15 protein-coding genes and 1 tRNA gene are annotated in these 15,400 nt (G+C 65.8%); 7 read left to right on the top strand and 9 right to left on the bottom strand.

The window, feature by feature from the left end; genetic code table 11:
* The first annotated feature begins 7 nt into the window (after positions 1-7).
* Positions 8-352, top strand: coding sequence for a metalloregulator ArsR/SmtB family transcription factor (locus tag ACF66B_RS09760; protein WP_111430986.1), 345 nt, complete (start codon positions 8-10; stop codon positions 350-352).
* 31 nt (positions 353-383) lie between these two features.
* On the opposite strand, the gene mazG is transcribed toward ACF66B_RS09760, so the two are convergent.
* The 4 genes from mazG to ACF66B_RS09740 all read right to left on the bottom strand — a co-directional run bounded on the left by mazG (position 384) and on the right by ACF66B_RS09740 (position 5,350).
* Positions 384-1,226, bottom strand: coding sequence for a nucleoside triphosphate pyrophosphohydrolase (gene mazG / locus ACF66B_RS09755; RefSeq protein WP_111430985.1), 843 nt, complete (start codon positions 1,224-1,226; stop codon positions 384-386).
* Positions 1,227-1,506: 280 nt separating this feature from the next.
* Positions 1,507-2,217, bottom strand: coding sequence for an aquaporin Z (gene aqpZ / locus ACF66B_RS09750; protein WP_111430984.1), 711 nt, complete (start codon positions 2,215-2,217; stop codon positions 1,507-1,509).
* 89 nt (positions 2,218-2,306) lie between these two features.
* A complete protein-coding gene (locus tag ACF66B_RS09745) occupies positions 2,307-3,515 on the bottom strand; it encodes a cytochrome P450 (RefSeq protein ID WP_111430983.1) in 1,209 nt (402 codons plus the stop codon).
* 89 nt (positions 3,516-3,604) lie between these two features.
* A complete protein-coding gene (locus ACF66B_RS09740; RefSeq protein WP_111430982.1) occupies positions 3,605-5,350 on the bottom strand; it encodes a bifunctional diguanylate cyclase/phosphodiesterase in 1,746 nt (581 codons plus the stop codon).
* Positions 5,351-5,657: 307 nt separating this feature from the next.
* On the opposite strand from ACF66B_RS09740, the gene ACF66B_RS09735 reads away from it, so the two are divergent.
* A tRNA-Gly gene (locus ACF66B_RS09735) sits at positions 5,658-5,732 on the top strand.
* Between the two features lie 132 nt (positions 5,733-5,864).
* Here the strand turns inward: ACF66B_RS09735 and ACF66B_RS09730 are convergent.
* The 5 genes from ACF66B_RS09730 to ACF66B_RS09710 form a co-directional block, all read right to left on the bottom strand.
* A complete protein-coding gene (locus tag ACF66B_RS09730) occupies positions 5,865-6,599 on the bottom strand; it encodes an ABC transporter ATP-binding protein (RefSeq protein WP_111430981.1) in 735 nt (244 codons plus the stop codon).
* A complete protein-coding gene (gene cysW, locus ACF66B_RS09725) occupies positions 6,596-7,405 on the bottom strand; it encodes a sulfate ABC transporter permease subunit CysW (protein ID WP_111431081.1) in 810 nt (269 codons plus the stop codon). Before cysW ends, ACF66B_RS09730 begins: the two co-directional genes overlap by 4 nt.
* 13 nt (positions 7,406-7,418) lie before the next feature.
* The gene (gene cysT / locus ACF66B_RS09720) at positions 7,419-8,264 is read right to left on the bottom strand and encodes a sulfate ABC transporter permease subunit CysT (RefSeq protein WP_111430980.1); all 846 of its coding nucleotides are present in this window, start codon (positions 8,262-8,264) and stop codon (positions 7,419-7,421) included.
* A 69-nt stretch (positions 8,265-8,333) separates the two neighbouring features.
* Positions 8,334-9,359 (bottom strand): thiosulfate ABC transporter substrate-binding protein CysP, encoded by a 1,026-nt coding sequence (cysP, locus tag ACF66B_RS09715; protein WP_162683366.1) that lies wholly within the window; start codon positions 9,357-9,359, stop codon positions 8,334-8,336.
* Between the two features lie 408 nt (positions 9,360-9,767).
* Positions 9,768-10,727 carry a LysR family transcriptional regulator gene (locus tag ACF66B_RS09710; protein WP_111430979.1) on the bottom strand — a complete coding sequence of 320 codons (960 nt, stop codon included), beginning with the start codon at positions 10,725-10,727 and terminating at the stop codon, positions 9,768-9,770.
* 160 nt (positions 10,728-10,887) lie between these two features.
* Between ACF66B_RS09710 and ACF66B_RS09705 the strand changes: the two genes are divergently transcribed.
* The 5 genes from ACF66B_RS09705 (at position 10,888) to benB (ending at position 15,393) form a co-directional block, all read left to right on the top strand.
* On the top strand, positions 10,888-12,093 hold the full coding sequence (locus ACF66B_RS09705) for a muconate/chloromuconate family cycloisomerase (RefSeq protein WP_111430978.1): 1,206 nt from the start codon (positions 10,888-10,890) through the stop codon (positions 12,091-12,093).
* Between the two features lie 2 nt (positions 12,094-12,095).
* The gene (gene catC, locus ACF66B_RS09700; protein WP_111430977.1) at positions 12,096-12,386 is read left to right on the top strand and encodes a muconolactone Delta-isomerase; all 291 of its coding nucleotides are present in this window, start codon (positions 12,096-12,098) and stop codon (positions 12,384-12,386) included.
* A gap of 70 nt (positions 12,387-12,456) precedes the next feature.
* Positions 12,457-13,395: a catechol 1,2-dioxygenase gene (gene catA, locus ACF66B_RS09695; protein WP_111431079.1), complete on the top strand. Its 939-nt coding sequence runs from the start codon at positions 12,457-12,459 to the stop codon at positions 13,393-13,395.
* Positions 13,396-13,510: 115 nt separating this feature from the next.
* The gene (locus tag ACF66B_RS09690) at positions 13,511-14,881 is read left to right on the top strand and encodes a Rieske 2Fe-2S domain-containing protein (protein WP_111430976.1); all 1,371 of its coding nucleotides are present in this window, start codon (positions 13,511-13,513) and stop codon (positions 14,879-14,881) included.
* Complete coding sequence (gene benB, locus ACF66B_RS09685; protein ID WP_111430975.1) at positions 14,878-15,393, top strand: benzoate 1,2-dioxygenase small subunit; 516 nt, start codon at positions 14,878-14,880, stop codon at positions 15,391-15,393. The genes ACF66B_RS09690 and benB overlap by 4 nt, the downstream gene beginning before the upstream one ends.
* Positions 15,394-15,400: the final 7 nt, after the last annotated feature.

The raw sequence follows: 15,400 nt of genomic DNA, 5'->3' as shown, positions 1-15,400 counted from the left end.
AGCTGGGATGGAGATCCGGGCGGCCACTGCGGAGGCTATCGGCCCTGCGCCGGATGCAAGCCTGATGGCTGAGCAGGCCAAAGCCGCTGCAGAGCTGATGAAGGCCGTTGCCCATGAGGGCCGGCTGATGATCCTGTGCCATCTGGTTGCGGGGGAGCGATCGGTAAGCGAGCTCGAAGAGTTGGTCGGCGCGCGCCAGGCGGCGGTGTCGCAACAGCTTGCGCGCCTCCGTCTCGAAGGGCTCGTGAAGAGCCGGCGGGATGGCAAGGCGATCTACTATTCGATCGGCGATGAGAAGGTGGAACGCCTGATAAGCGCGCTGCACACCCTGTTCTGCGAGGCGGATGACTGACTCTGGTGCTCGCGCATGAACGGGCGGGGCGTCAGGCCTCCCGTTCGGCGCGCTTGACCGCGTCCCAGAGCGCATCCATCTCCTCGAGGGTGCTGTCGGATGGCGTGCGCCCTTCCGCGCGCAGCGCCGCCTCGATGCCATGGAAGCGCCGGGTGAACTTTGCGTTGGCCGAACGGAGCGCCGCCTCGGGGTCGATCTTCAGGTGCCGCGCCAGATTGGCCATCACGAAGAGCAGGTCGCCGTATTCCTCGTAGACCGTCTCGGGCGAGCCGCTGTCACGCTCGGCGACGAGCTCAGCGGTTTCCTCGGCGATCTTCTCGAGCACGGCTCCGGCATCGGGCCAGTCGAAGCCGACGCGCGCGGCCCGGTTCTGCAGCTTCACCGCGCGTGTGAGCGCCGGCAGACCCGCCGCGACGCCGTCGAGCGCACTTGCGGCGCGGGCCTGCGCCTTGCGCTCGCCCGCCTTGATCGTTTCCCAGTCGCGGGTCTGATCCTCCGGCGACTTGTCGCGGCTCTCGTCGCCGAAGACATGCGGGTGCCGCCGCACCATCTTGTCCGAGATCGCCTGCGCAACGTCATCGAAACCGAAATGCCCGGCCTCGCGCGCCATCTGTGCATGATAGACCACCTGAAGCAGCAGGTCGCCCAGCTCGTCGCGCAGGTCGGCATGGTCCTGGCGCTCGATCGCATCGGCGACCTCATAGGCCTCCTCGATCGTGTAGGGCACGATGGTCTCGAAGCTCTGGACGATATCCCAGGGGCAGCCGGTCTCCGGGTCGCGGAGCCGCTCCATGATGCGCAGAAGCCGCGGCACGCCGCCGTCCGGGTCGCGGATCAGGGCATCGGAATCGGTGTGGGATGTCTCGTCCTTCATGGCCGCGAGACTAGCGGCTCGCCGCGCGCGCGCCAAGCCGGGGAGGGCGGAAATCGCGACCTGCCACCGGACCGCCCCCAGGGGGGAGGGCTAGCCCTGATTCATCTTTTGTTAATGGGTTTATTTAGTAATTTCAATGATATGGACACGTTTTCACGGTGAAAAGCCTCGCTTGCACCGTGAGGGGCCTCCCCTGAAAACCGCATGCCAACCCGCGCGGTGCGGCGGGGGCCAGGGGCGAGGGGAAAGGCGGCGCGGGCCCGCGCCGCCCCGGTCGGGATCAATCGCTGTCGAGGACAGTGTCCCAGATGAAGGCGCCGATTGCGGCGCCCACGAGCGGCGCGACCCAGAAGAGCCAGAGCTGGGAAACCGCATTGGTCTCGGCAAAGAACGCCACCGCGGTCGAGCGGGCCGGGTTGACCGAGGTATTCGTCACCGGGATCGAGATCAGGTGGATGAGCGTGAGGCAGAGACCGATCGCGATCGGTGCGAAGCCTGCCGGAGCGCCGCGCTGCGTCGCGCCGAGGATCACGATCAGGAAGAAGGCGGTCAGCACGATCTCGATGAGCAGGCAGGAGATCATGTTGTAGCCGCCGGGCGAGAGATCATTGTAGCCGTTCGAGGCGAAGCTGCCGGGCGACCAGAGCGGCGCGTCGCCGGTGATGTCGAACGGCGTGCCGGAGGCAATGACATAGAGCAGGGCGCCGGCGAGCAGGCCGCCGAGAACCTGGGCGACCCAGTAGGGGATCACATCGCTCCACTCGCAGCGGTCCGCAATCGCCAGCCCGAGCGTGACGGCGGGGTTGAAATGGCCGCCGGAGATCGGGCCGACGGCATAGGCCATGGTCAGAACGGTGAGGCCGAACGCTATCGCAACGCCGACAAAACCGATGCCGAGTTCGGGAAAGGCCGCTGCCAGAATGGCGCTGCCGCAGCCCCCGAACACCAGCCAGAATGTGCCGAGTGCCTCGGCAGACAACTTCTTGAGCACGTGTCACCTCGCGTGAGTGTGTTTGTCTTTTGGACCGGCGCCGGGAGGATTCGTTAATGAAGGCGCGGACGTCACCTGATCCGCTGCAATCAGATTCGGGTCAAGTCTGATGGCAGCGCTTCGACGCCACGGAAATGAAAACGGTCGGCAAAGCGCGGCGGCGCGGCGAGAGCGAGCTTCGGAAAACGGGCGAAAAGCGCCGGAATCGCCACGCGAAGCTCGAGGCGGGCGAGCGGCGCCCCGAGGCAGAAATGAATCCCGGCGCCGAAGGAAAGATGCGCGCCCGCGTTCCGGCGGCGGGGCAGGAACCGGTCGGGCTCGGGAAAGACCGCAGGATCCCGGTTGGCCGCCGCCAGCAGGCAGCCGACCGTCTCACCGCGCCGGAACTGATGTCCGAAGAGGGCGACATCCTCCCGCGCGATTCGGGTGAAGAGATGGAGGGGAGGATCGTGCCGCAGGATCTCCTCGCAAGTGCCCGCGATCTGCCCCGGCCCGAGGACCGCTGCGGGCTCCGGCACGACCTGCAGAAGTGTCCGGACCCCGTTGCCGATCGCATGGACGGTCGCCTCGTGGCCCGCGTTGAGAAGCAGGATGCAGGTTGCGATCATCTCTTCGGTCGAGAGGTGCTCGTTTCCGCTCTCCGCCACGATCAGATGCGTCAGCAGGTCATCGGCCGGGGCGTGCCGTCGCGTGTCGATGAGCGCGCGGAGCCAGGCAGAAAACTCCCGCGCCGCCGTGTTTGCGGCCTCCTCGATGGTCCGGTCGCGCCGCGCCTGATACATCGAGACCATGGCGTGGGACCAGGCGAGCAGCTGTGGCGCCATCGCGTCGGGCACGCCGAGAAGGCGCGAGATCACGATGACGGGCAGGGGTTCGGCAAAGTCCCTTATGAGATCAGCCTGCTCCGCCGTCGCGAGCCGCTCGAGGAGATCGGCGGCAATCCCGCCGATCTCGGGCTCGAGCCCCGCGATCCGGCGCGAGGTGAAGGCGCGCAGCACGAGGCCGCGCAGGCGGGTATGGGCGGGCGGTTCGCGGTCGAGCATGGAGAGCGTATCGACTGCGCGGAAATCCCTGAGATGCGCCGGCCCTTCCTGAGCGAGCCCGGTGAGCGGCTCGCGCCCGAAGCGGCGGTCCCTCAGAAGCAGGCTGACCTCGCGATACCCCGCCGCGCAGGGAAAGCCGTACTCCTCCCAGTCGAAGAGCGGCCCCGCGGCGCGGGCGCGCTCGTAGAACGGATACGGATCCTGCACGAACGCTGCATCGCGCGGCGACTGGTTGAGGCGAGGAAGCGGAGGCACCGTGCGATCCCGGAAGGCCGTGAGAGGGGCTTCGACTATGGCTGCGGCCCGAGGCCCGGCGCAAGCCCCGGGCCAGAACCGTTTTCGCTCTAGGCGGTGGCGCAGCGGAAGGGGCGGGCGAGGATCTGGCCCGGATCTTCCATCGGCGTGCCGATCTCGAAGCCCTGGGCATGGGTGAAGCCGATCTGGCGCACGCGCTCGAGGCAGTCGGCGGTCTCGACCCCTTCGGCCGTCACCGCGATGCCCTGGGCGCGGGCGGAGGCGACGATGGCCTTGATCACATCGCGGGTGCCGGGGTTGTCGAGATCGTCGATGAAACTCTTGTCGAGCTTGATCCGGTGGTGCGGCAGCCGCGCAAGATAGGAGAGCGCGCTGTAACCGGTGCCGAAATCATCGAGCGCAATCCGGATTCCGCGCGCGATCAGCATCCGGAGCTGCCCGAGCGTTTCCGGGTCGTCGCGCATCAGCACCGTCTCGGTGATCTCGAGCTCGAGCCGGTCGGCGGGGAAGCCGCTCAGCGCCAGCGCGGAATCGACCTGGGCGATGAAATCCGCCTGCTGGAACTGCAGTGCGGAGATGTTGACCGAAAGCCGCGTCTCGCCGGGCCACTCGGCGGCGCTGCAGAGCGCTTCGCGCAGCACCCAGGAGCCGATCGGCAGGATCTGCCCGGAGGTTTCGGCGAGCGTCATGAAACTGCCCGGCGAAAGCTCGCCGCGGCCCGGGTGCTGCCAGCGCAGCAGCGCCTCGACCCCGGCGACGCTGTCGTCGAGCAGCCGGACATAGGGCTGGTAGACGAGCCTGAGCTGCTCGGCCTTGATCGCGCCATTCAGGTCGAGCTCGAGCCGGCTGCGATCGCGAAGGGCCGCATCCTCGCAGGGATCGTGGGGCATGACCCGGTTGCCGCCCGCGGTCTTGCCGCGCTTGAGCGCGCGATCGGCGCGCATGAAGAGCGTCGCGGCCGGGATATCCTCGCCGGGCTCCACGAAGACGAGCCCGATCGTGGCCTGCATTTGCACCGGCTCGTCCCGGACCGTGAAGGGCTCCGCCACGCAGTCGAGCAGATCGATCGCGTACTGGGCCAGTGCCGCGCCGGATCTGTCGCTCAGAATCAGGAAGCGGTCGCCGCCGAGCCGCGCGAGCCGTTCACGCTCGGGGTCGATGTGGCGGGCAAGCCGCGAAGCGGTCCGCGCCAGAATGACATCGCCCGCGGTCGTGCCGAGCGCTTCGTTGATCGCGCGGAACCGGTCGAGATCCAGCATGAGCAGCCCCCGGGCGCCGCCGTCCGGAGTGCTGCACATGTCCCGGATCAGGCGCAGCGCCTCGGCATGCGAACTGGGCGCGGCATGGGCCAACGGCGCGACATTCTCGTCCGCATGCGCGGCTCCATCAGCAGGTGCCGCCGGAGAGGCCTGCTCTACCGGCGTTGGCAGCAGGCTCTGAAGCACATCCGCAGCGTCCTGAAGTGCTCCCGCCACACCCGGGCCCAACCAGCGGCGGCGGGCGCTCAGGAGCAGCAGGAAGGCTCTTGGCTCGCTGCCGGAGCAGATCGGCATGATGACGGCATAGGCGCTTTCGAGGCCGAATGCGGCCGGGTCCACCCGGCTTGGTGTGCTCCGGCCGATCTGCGTCTCGACGGCGCCGGAAATCGTCGCACCGTCGCCTGCCTCAGGGCCGGTGCCGCGCCGTTGCGACCATGTGTGCAGGAATTCGTCCGTGGCGGTGAGAAGGGCCGCGTTCGCGCCGTCGAGGAGAAACACACCGATCGCAGGCACGTCCAGTCGCGAGGCGACGAGCCTCAGAAACGCCGTTATCGTTCGGTTGTCCGAGCGGAGCATACGATTATCACCCTATCTGTACAGGCAATACAACCACAGGTGGTGTTATTCCCCTTAAGGTAGCATGACGCCTGAAGAATGCCTATCCCGAAATCAAGAGAGCAAGGGCTGGTCGTGACGAGATCTGTCGCATTACGCTCAAGAATTCATCTTTGCGTCGCGCTTGGCAAGCCGTGATTTGGTCGTGCGTTCCCCCGCGTCGGGGCCAGCTTCGCCAATGCGAAAAAAGCGCGGGATTGGTGAATTTCCCTGCGCTTTGCCTCTTGTCAGTGTCTTCCGGATTTGGTTATACACCGCTCCACGGAACGCGGGTGTAGCTCAGGGGTAGAGCACAACCTTGCCAAGGTTGGGGTCGAGGGTTCGAATCCCTTCGCCCGCTCCAAGACCACTTGGTGGTTAATCGAAAAGGCCGGTCAGATCTGACCGGCCTTTCGTTTTTTCACGACCGCTTGTTTTCGGGCCCGCTGGCGGACCCGACGTCACCTGAGGCCATGCGCGGCCGGGATGGCCGCGCTCAGCGTTCCAGCATGTCGATGCCGAGGAAATCGGCGACGAAGGATGTCGCGGGTGCGCCGCGGAGCATTTCCGGCGTATCGAACTGCTCGATCCGGCCGCGATTCATCACGGCCACCCGGTCGGCGAGCGCCCAGGCTTCCGCCTGATCGTGCGTGACGAGAATCGCGGAAACCCCGACCTTCTTCTGCAGGCTGCGCACCGAGCTGCGAAGCGATTGCCGGACCTTGGCGTCGAGCGCGGAGAACGGCTCGTCGAGAAGCAGCAGTCGCGGGTCGATGGCCAGCGCGCGCGCCATGGCGACGCGCTGGCGCTGTCCGCCCGAGAGCTGGGCTGGATAGCGGTTGCCGAGCTCGGGCATCTCGACAAGCTCGAGCAGGGCCTTCACCTTCTCGGCCCGAGCGGCGCGGCCCGGCCGCTGCGCCCGGGGCAGCACCCGCAACCCGAAGGCGATGTTGTCGGCCACGGTCATGTGCCGGAAGAGCGCATAGGACTGGAACACCATGCCGAAGCGCCGCGCGCCCGATGGCAGCCGCGTGATATCCTCGCCATCGATCTCGAGCCGGCCGCCGTCGGGCTGGGTAAGACCTGCGATGATGTTGAGAAGGGTGGTCTTGCCCGACCCGGATGGCCCGAGCAGCGCGACGAATTCGCCCTTCTCGACCGAGAGCGAGACGCTCTCGAGCACCTTCTGCCCGCCGAAGGTCTTGGCGATGTCCTGAACCACGAAACTCATGTGCGGCCTCCCGCCTCGGGATGGACGGCGGCGATCGCGCTGCGCAGCATCAGTGTGACGAGCGCGAGCGCGGTCAGCACCGTGGCGGCGGCGAAGGCGCCGGTCGTATTGTAATCGTTGTAGAGCAGCTCGACCTGGAGCGGCAGCGTCATGGTCTGGCCGCGCACCGCGCCCGAGACGACCGAAACGGCACCGAACTCGCCCATTGCACGCGCGGTGGCCAGAATCGCGCCGTGCACGAGCGCCCACAGGATGTTCGGCAGCGTCACGTGGCGAAAGATCTGCCAACCGTTCGCGCCGAGCGTCAGGGCGGCCTTCTCCTCGTCCTCGCCCGTCACCTGCAGCACGGGCAGCACCTCACGCATCACGAAGGGGCAAGTGACGAAGAGCGAAACCAGCACGATCCCGGTGAGGTTGAACATGAGCTGGATGCCCTCGTTCATCAGCGGCGCACCGACAGGCCCGTAGGCGCCGTAGATCAGCAGGAAGCAGAGCCCCGCGATCACCGGAGAGACGGCGAAGGGGATCTCGATCAGGATGAGGAGCGCGCGGCGTCCGGGAAAGCGGAAGCGGGCGATGGCCCAGGCGGCCGCGATGCCGAAGACGATGTTGATCGGCAGCACGATCAGCGCGGTCAGCACGGTCAGCCAGATCGCGTGCAGTGTTTCGGGCTCGACGATGGCCGACCACCAGGCGCCCAGCCCGTCCCCGAAGGCGCGGGTGAGGATGGCTGCGACCGGCGCGACGATCGCGATCAGCGCGAACAGCACGGCAAGGCCGATGAGCAGACGCTGGCGAAGAGACATCGTGCCCTCCATGTCAGGCGCCCTGCTCGAAGCGCCGATAGAGCCGCGTCTGGGCGATGTTGATCGCAATGAGCAGCGCGAGCGAGAGCAGCAGCATGGTTCCGGCGATCGCGGCCGCCGCGGGATAGTCGAACTCGTCGAGCCGGATCATGATGAGCAGCGAGGCGATCTCGGTCTTGAATGGCAGGTTCCCGGCAATGAAGATCACCGCTCCGAACTCGCCGAGCGAGCGGACGAAGGAAAGCCCGGTTCCGGTGAGGATGCCCGGCATCAGATGGGGCAGGATGACGCGGGCAAAGATCTGGCCGTCGCTTGCGCCCAGCGTCCTTGCAGCGGCTTCCTCCGCCGCGTCGAGCTCCTCGATCAGCGGCTGGATCGCGCGTACGGCAAAGGGGATCGAGGTGAAGGCCATTGCGATCACGATACCCCACCAGGTGTAGGCCGGCGTGAGCCCGAACGGGGCCAGCAGCCCGCCGATCCAGCCGTCCTTGGCATAAAGCGCGACCAGCGCGATCCCGGCGACGGAGGTCGGAAGGGCGAAAGGCAGGTCGATCAGCGCATCGAGCACACCCCGCCCGGCGAAGCGGTAGCGGGTGATGACCCAGGCCAGAAGCAGCCCGCCCGCGGCATTGACCAGCGTCGCCGCCGCCGCCGCGCTGATCGTCACCCGGAGCGAGGCCAGCACACGCGGATCACCCATCACGCGCAGATAGTCCGATGCACCGAGACGGGCGAATTGCCAGCCGAGCCCGATCAGCGGCAGAAGCACGATCAGGGTGACGAAGAGCAGCGTCACCCCAAGCGTGAGGCCGAGGCCGGGGAGGGGCGAACGGCGGCGCGAAACAAGACTGGCGAACATCGGACCTCAGCGCAGTTGCGCGCCGCCGGAGGGTTCAGATCCGGCGGCGCGCTTGGATCGGGTCGGGATTCAGTTGGCGAGCAGCACGTCGAGCACGCCGCCGGAGGCAAAATGCGTGTCCATCGCCTGATCCCATCCGCCGAAGACATCCTCGACCTTCACGAGCTCGACATCGGGGAAGTCCGCGGCATGGGCGGCAACGACCTCCGGATCATGCACGCGGTTGTTGAAGGACGCGAGGATTTCCTGTCCCTGGCGGCTGTAGAGGAAGTCGAGGTAGGTCTTGGCCACCTCTTCGGTGCCGCGCTTCTGCGCCACGCGGTCGACCACGGCGACGGGAAACTCTGCCAGCACCGAGAGCGAGGGCACGACGCGGTCATAGGCGCCTTCGGCCTCAGCCTTGCGGATGTTCTCCACCTCCGCCTCGAAGGTGATCAGCACATCCCCGATGCCACGCTCGACGAAGGTCGTCGTCGCACCGCGCCCGCCGGTGTCGAACACCGCGACATTGGCCAGAAGCTTGTCGACGAAGGCCTGCGCCGCGGCATCGTCGCCGCCGCTCTGCTTCAGGGCGTAGGCGTAGGCCGCGAGATAGGTATAGCGTCCATTGCCAGAGGTCTTCGGGTTCGGGAAGACGATCTGCACGTCATCGCGGATCAGGTCGTCCCAGTCCTTGATGCCCTTGGGGTTGCCGCCGCGCACCATGAAGGCGGGCAGGGAGTAGTAGGGCGAGGCATCGTTGGGGAATTCCTCGCGCCAGTTCTCCGAGACGAAGCCCGCATCGGCAAGCACCTGCACATCGGTCACCTGGTTGAAGGTCACGAGGTCGGCCTGCAGGCCCTGCAGGATGGCGCGCGCCTGCTTCGAGGAGCCGGCATGGCTCTGGTTCACGGTGAGCTCGTTGCCGGTCTCCGCGTCCCACTGCTCGATGAACGCCGGGTTGATCTGCGCGTAGAGTTCGCGGGCTATGTCATAGGAGACGTTGAGGATCTCGACCTGATCGGCCCGCGCGGGTGCGACGGGCGCGGTCACGGCAAAGGCCGCCACGGCCAGTGCGGCGGAGAGGCGGGCGGGTCTGGGCACCATGCGGAACATCGGGAGCTTTCTCATCTGCATTGCGTCTGGACGAGTTAAATGACCAACCTGCACGCCAGTGCAAGCCGGTCCGGGCACAAAAAGGCAAACATCGGTCAAGATCTGACTCGGCGAGAAACCTGTCACCCTCCCCCGCAGTGATCCGCGGAAAATATTCCTTTCACCGGGCGCGGCCAGCACCCTGCCGGAACATTCGTTCGGCGACCGCGCCGCAGCCGGGCGCCGCCTCAGCTCTCGAGGCTGTACATCGACCGGAATTTTCTGGATCAACGCGGCCCTAATCCAGGAGGAGGCTCACAGCTAGGTCATTCTCGATCCGAAAGGCTTTCAGGCTGCGGGCAGAACGGTTCCAGCGCCTTTCCGAGTCGGCTGAGTGACGCCTGACTCGCGGGCAGCCGGAACGGTAGGTCAGTTCTCCGCAGCTCCCGGGGAGCCTCCTTCGGCTGGCAGGGGGTGTATATTGTTGGCTTCAAGCCAGGGAGGGTTCTCGGCATACATGTCGCGGATCAGTTGCTTTACCAACACCAGATACCGCGAGCTGTCTCCCGCGCGATGGTTGAGAATGACCGGAGAGAAGGCCCGCGGCCCGTCGATCAACCGGTAGAGCACATCCGAACGCATCTGCCGTGCCGAGGCCGGAATGATGCTGATCCCCGAATCGGCCGCAACCAGTCCGAGCGCTGTCTGTATCTCGCGCACTTCCAGGACCTCGGAGGGGCGAACGTCCTCGTCCTGAAGCAAGGTCAGGATCTGGTCGGCATAGCTGGGACGGGGCTCCTTCGGGTAAACGATCAGCTTCTGGCCTGAGAGTGCCGCCAGCGGCAGCGGCGCGATGTCCCGCGCGAGCTCCGTGTCCTGGGCCAGTGCGGCAACGAGCCGCTCCTCGCGCATGACGGTGCTGTGGATATTCGGATCGCTATGCTTGAGGCGGCCGAAGCCCAGATCGATGCGCCCTTCCTTCAGTGCCGCGATCTGCTGGATCGACAGCATCTCGAGCAACTGGATGTCGAGTTCGGGCGCATTCTGGCGCAATTTCCTGATAAGCAAGGGCAGTCCGCCGTAGAGCGTCGAGGCGACAAAGCCGATGGACAGCACCTTGTTCCGGTGCAGGCCGACCCGGCGTGTGGCATCCTTCATCTGATCGATGCGCCCCAGAACCTGAAGCGCCTGTTCGTAGAAGAGCCGTCCGGCGTCGGTGAGCTTGATGGGGCGGCTCTTCCGATGGATCAGGGAGACGCCCAGCTCCTCTTCAAGCAGCTGGATCTGGCGGCTGAGCGGCGGCTGCGCAATGTGAAGGCGCTCCGCCGCCCGGGTGAAGTTCCGCTCGCGCGCGACGGCGGTAAAATAGCGCAGTTGTCTCAGATCCATCGTCACACCCCCGAGAAAGCGGAACAGGTCTCCATTCTGAGTATCATGCGGCGCAAAGGAGGCTGAAACTCCACGACTATGCGCTCACTATACCCTGAGGGTATGATAGTAAACGCAAACGGTGTTGGACGCAAACTGGCCTCTGGGGCAGTTTCACGCCATGAACCAGTCATTTGCACCCCTCACCCCCGCCACCGAAACCTGCGCTGTCATCACGCGCATCGAGACGGTGATCATCGATCTTCCGACCATCCGGCCGCACAAGCTTTCCGTGGCGACGATGACCGGGCAAGTCCTTGTGCTTGTTCGGGTTCATTGCAGCGATGGGATCGTGGGCATCGGGGAAGGCACGACCATCGGCGGCCTGGCCTACGGCGGCGAAAGCCCCGAAAGCATGAAGACCAATATCGACACGTGGTTCGCGCCGGCGATGGTCGGCCAGGACGCGACGCGGGTCCAGGCCCTGATGGGGCGGATCGGCTCGCTTGTTCGCGAGAACCGCTTCGCGAAATCCGCGGTGGAGACCGCGCTGCTCGATGCACAGGGCAAGCGGCTCGGCCTGCCGGTCAGCGAGCTTCTCGGCGGGCGGCGGCGCGACCGGCTGCCGGTGGCCTGGACCCTCGCCTCGGGCGACACGTCTCGCGACATTGCCGAAGCGGAACAGATGCTGGATTGCCGCCGGCACCGCATCTTCAAGCTCAAGATCGGCGCCCGCCCGATCCGCGACGATATCGCTCACGTCGCCGCAATCAGGTCGGCGCTTGGCGCGCGGGGCGCGGTCCGGGTCGATGTCAACATGGCCTGGTCCGAGCTGGAGGCGGCCTGGGGGATGGCAGCGCTCGCCGATGCGGGATGTGAACTGGTGGAACAGCCTGTCGCCTCGAGCGCGGCGCTCGCGCGGCTTGTGCGCCGGTTTCCCGTCGCGCTGATGGCGGATGAGGCGCTGACCGGCCCTGAAAGCGCCTTCGAGCTTGCCCAGGTCCAGGGGGCCGACGTCTTCGCCGTCAAGCTCGAGCAGAGCGGCGGCGCCTTCAACGCCCTGCGGGTCGCGGCCATCGCTGACGCCGCCGGCATCGGCCTCTACGGCGGCACGATGCTGGAAGGCGCAGTCGGCACCGTGATTTCCGCCCACGCCTTCGCGACCTTCGCCAATCTGCAATGGGGCACGGAACTCTTCGGCCCGCTGCTTCTGACCGAGGAAATCCTGGCCGAGCCGCTCGATTACAGCGAGTTCGAACTGAGCGTTCCCAACGGACCGGGGCTCGGCCTGACGCTCGACGAGGACCGCGTGGCCTTCTTTGCCCGCGACGGCATCCGCAAGACGATCAGTCTGCCCCCGAAGAACCTCTCAGCCGGAAAGGTCTGACAATGCTCTTTCATGTTTTCATGGACGTGAAGATCCCGCGCGACCTGCCGGCCGAAGAGACCGCCCAGATCCTCGCGCGCGAGAAGGCCTACTCTCAGGATCTGCAGAGCTCAGGCAAGTGGCGGCACATCTGGCGGGTCGCGGGACAATACGCAAACGTCAGCATCTTCGACGTGCGCGATACCGCCGAGCTGCACGAGATCCTGACGGGGCTGCCGCTCTTTCCGTTCATGGACATCAAGGTGACGCCGCTGCTGCGCCACCCGTCCGCAATCCGCGACGACGACAGCTGACCCTGCCCACGAGGACGGCGGCACAAGCCGTCCCACCCAGTTTCGAAAACGAATGAAGGAGGAAGACACCATGACCGTACAGATTTTTGACCGTCCCGATGTGCAGGCGTTCCTGAAGGAACTCAGCGGCCTGAACAACAACGACGGCAACCCGCGCATGAAGGAGATCGTCCATCGGCTGATGTCGGACCTGTTCAAGGCGATCGACGATCTGAATATCACGCCGGACGAATACTGGGCCGGCGTCGCGTGGCTCAACGATATGGGCGCAGCCGGCGAGGCGGGCCTCATTTCGCCGGGCCTGGGGATTGATCACTTCATCGACGAACGGCTCGACGCCATCGATGCCTCGCTGGGGATCGAGAACCCGACGCCGCGCACCATCGAAGGCCCGCTCTACGTGGCCGGCGCCCCGGAATCGACGGGCTTCGCGCGCCTTGACGACGGCACCGACACCAACGGCCACACGCTGATCATGCACGGCACGGTCCATGGGGCCGACGGCAAGCCGCTTCCCGGCGCGAAGGTCGAGGTCTGGCACTGCGACACGCGCGGCTTCTATTCGCACTTCGATCCGACCGGCAAGCAGGCGCCCTTCAACATGCGCCGCACGATCATCGCTGACGAGAATGGCAGCTACAGGTTCCAGAGCATCCTGCCGAGCGGTTACGGCGTGCCCCCCGGCAGCCCGACCGAAAAGGTTCTCACGGCACTCGGACGGCACGGACAGCGCCCCGCGCACATCCACTTCTTCATCAGCGCCGATGGTCATCGCAAGCTCACCACACAGATCAACATCGAAGGCGATCCGCTCATCAACGACGATTTCGCCTATGCGACCCGCGAAGGCCTGGTGCCCCACGTCATTGAGCGCACCGACGAGGAGAGCATTCACGCCAACGGGCTGAACGGCCCCTTCGCCGAGATCTGCTTCGACATTCATCTGACCGCGCTGGTCGACGGCGTCGACAACCAGGTCAACGAGCAGCGCCGCCGCGCCGCCGCCTGACCGGCATATCCCGGGCAGTCCGCCAAGGCGCGACTGCCCGACCCCACCGTCCACCCAAGACCAACATCAAGCAGGGGCCTGCCCGACAAGGGCGCGACCCCTCGAGGGAGAACTCATGTCCGCGATACTCGAAAAGGCCCGCGATCTGGATAACCTGCTGGCCACGGCCGTGCAGGACGACGCCGAGGCCGGCCTCTACCGCTGCCGGCGCGACATCTTCACCGACGAGGATCTCTTCGCGCTGGAGATGAAGCACATCTTCGAAGGCAACTGGGTCTATCTGGCCCATGAAAGCCAGATCCCCGAAATCAATGACTACTACACCACCTGGATCGGCCGTCAGCCGGTGGTCATCACCCGCGACAAGACCGGCACGCTGAACGCCGTCATCAACGCCTGCGCCCACAAGGGGGCGATGCTCTGCCGCCGCAAGCAGGGCAACAAGGGAAGCTTCACCTGTCCGTTCCACGGCTGGACCTTCGCCAACACCGGCAAGCTCCTGAAGGTGAAGGACGCCAAGACCACGCAATATCCCGAACAGTTCAACAAGGACGGCTCGCACAACCTGACGAAGGTTGCCCGCTTCGAGAGCTATCGCGGCTTCCTGTTCGGCAGCCTGAACCCCGATGCCGCGCCCCTGGAAGACTATCTGGGCGAGACCACCGTCATCATCGACCAGATTGTCGACCAGGCGCCCGAAGGCCTGGAGGTTCTGCGCGGCAATTCCTCCTACATCTATGACGGCAACTGGAAGCTGCAGATGGAGAACGGCTGCGACGGCTATCACGTGAGTTCCGTCCACTGGAACTACGCCACCACGATGGACCGCCGCAGCGAAACCGGCACCAAGGCAGTCGACGCCAACAGCTGGAGCAAGTCCGTCGCCGGCGTCTACGGCTTCGAGAACGGCCATATCCTCCTCTGGACCAACACCCGCAACCCCGAGGTCCGCCCGGTCTACAACCGCCGCGACGAGATCATCGCCCGCGTCGGCGAGAAGAAGGCGGGCTACATCGTCAACCAGACGCGCAACCTCTGCCTCTATCCGAACGTGTTCCTGATGGACCAGTTCAGCACCCAGATCCGCGTCGTCCGCCCGCTCGGCGTGGACCGGACCGAGGTCACCATCTTCTGCTTTGCTCCCAAGGGCGAAAGCGCAGAGGACCGCGCGAACCGCATCCGCCAGTATGAGGACTTCTTCAACGTCTCGGGCATGGGCACCTCGGACGATCTGGAGGAATTCCGTGCCTGCCAGACCGCCTATGCCGGCAGCCTGCACCTCTGGAACGACATGTCGCGCGGCGCGCCCCTGTGGATCGAGGGCCCGGACGAGAACGCCCGCGGCATGGGGCTCAATCCGCTCCTGTCGGGCGAACGCAGCGAGGACGAGGGCCTGTTCGTCTGCCAGCACGAATACTGGGCCCGCGTGATGCGTGAAGCGCTCGCGACCGAGAAAGCCGGCGCGAAGACGGGAGCAGCAGCATGAGCCTCGATCAGGACATCGCCAGCACCAGCCTGGACTACAGCACCATCTGCGCCTTCCTCTACCGCGAGGCGCGCCTGCTCGATGACAGGCAATGGGACGAGTGGCTGACCTGCTATGCGCCGGATGCGTCCTACTGGATGCCGGCCTGGGACGACAACGACCAGACGACCGAGGACCCGCAGTCCGAGATCTCGCTGATCTACTATCCCAACCGCGAAGGTCTCGAAGACCGCGTCTTCCGCATCAAGACCGAGCGTTCGGGCGCATCCACGCCCGAACCGCGCACCAGCCATGCCGTCCTGAACGTCGAGGTGATCGCCGAGCGGGGGGGCGAGGTGGACGTGCGCTATAACTTCCACACGCTGAACCACCGCTACAAGACCACCGACCAGTTCTTCGGAACGATGTTCGTGACCCTTCGTCAGACGGAGAACGGACCGGTGATCGCGGCCAAGAAGATCGTCCTGAAGAACGACTACATCCGCCAGGTCATCGACGTCTACCACGTCTGACGGCCAC

The organism is Amaricoccus sp. B4, assembly GCF_043226085.1.
In the GTDB taxonomy this organism is placed as follows: Bacteria; Pseudomonadota; Alphaproteobacteria; order Rhodobacterales; family Rhodobacteraceae; genus Amaricoccus.
This window is presented reverse-complemented; position numbering and strand designations above follow the sequence as displayed.

Excerpts from the sequence above, each read along its gene's own strand:
- ACF66B_RS09760 (WP_111430986.1), top strand. The coding sequence starts at position 8 with ATGGAGATCCGGGCGGCCACTGCGGAGGCTATCGGCCCTGCGCCGGAT.
- mazG (WP_111430985.1), bottom strand. The coding sequence starts at position 1,226 with ATGAAGGACGAGACATCCCACACCGATTCCGATGCCCTGATCCGCGAC.
- ACF66B_RS09740 (WP_111430982.1), bottom strand. The coding sequence starts at position 5,350 with ATGCTCCGCTCGGACAACCGAACGATAACGGCGTTTCTGAGGCTCGTC.
- ACF66B_RS09730 (WP_111430981.1), bottom strand. The coding sequence starts at position 6,599 with ATGAGTTTCGTGGTTCAGGACATCGCCAAGACCTTCGGCGGGCAGAAG.
- cysW (WP_111431081.1), bottom strand. The coding sequence starts at position 7,405 with ATGTCTCTTCGCCAGCGTCTGCTCATCGGCCTTGCCGTGCTGTTCGCG.
- cysT (WP_111430980.1), bottom strand. The coding sequence starts at position 8,264 with ATGTTCGCCAGTCTTGTTTCGCGCCGCCGTTCGCCCCTCCCCGGCCTC.
- cysP (WP_162683366.1), bottom strand. The coding sequence starts at position 9,359 with ATGTTCCGCATGGTGCCCAGACCCGCCCGCCTCTCCGCCGCACTGGCC.
- ACF66B_RS09710 (WP_111430979.1), bottom strand. The coding sequence starts at position 10,727 with ATGGATCTGAGACAACTGCGCTATTTTACCGCCGTCGCGCGCGAGCGG.
- ACF66B_RS09705 (WP_111430978.1), top strand. The coding sequence starts at position 10,888 with ATGAACCAGTCATTTGCACCCCTCACCCCCGCCACCGAAACCTGCGCT.
- catC (WP_111430977.1), top strand. The coding sequence starts at position 12,096 with ATGCTCTTTCATGTTTTCATGGACGTGAAGATCCCGCGCGACCTGCCG.
- catA (WP_111431079.1), top strand. The coding sequence starts at position 12,457 with ATGACCGTACAGATTTTTGACCGTCCCGATGTGCAGGCGTTCCTGAAG.
- ACF66B_RS09690 (WP_111430976.1), top strand. The coding sequence starts at position 13,511 with ATGTCCGCGATACTCGAAAAGGCCCGCGATCTGGATAACCTGCTGGCC.
- benB (WP_111430975.1), top strand. The coding sequence starts at position 14,878 with ATGAGCCTCGATCAGGACATCGCCAGCACCAGCCTGGACTACAGCACC.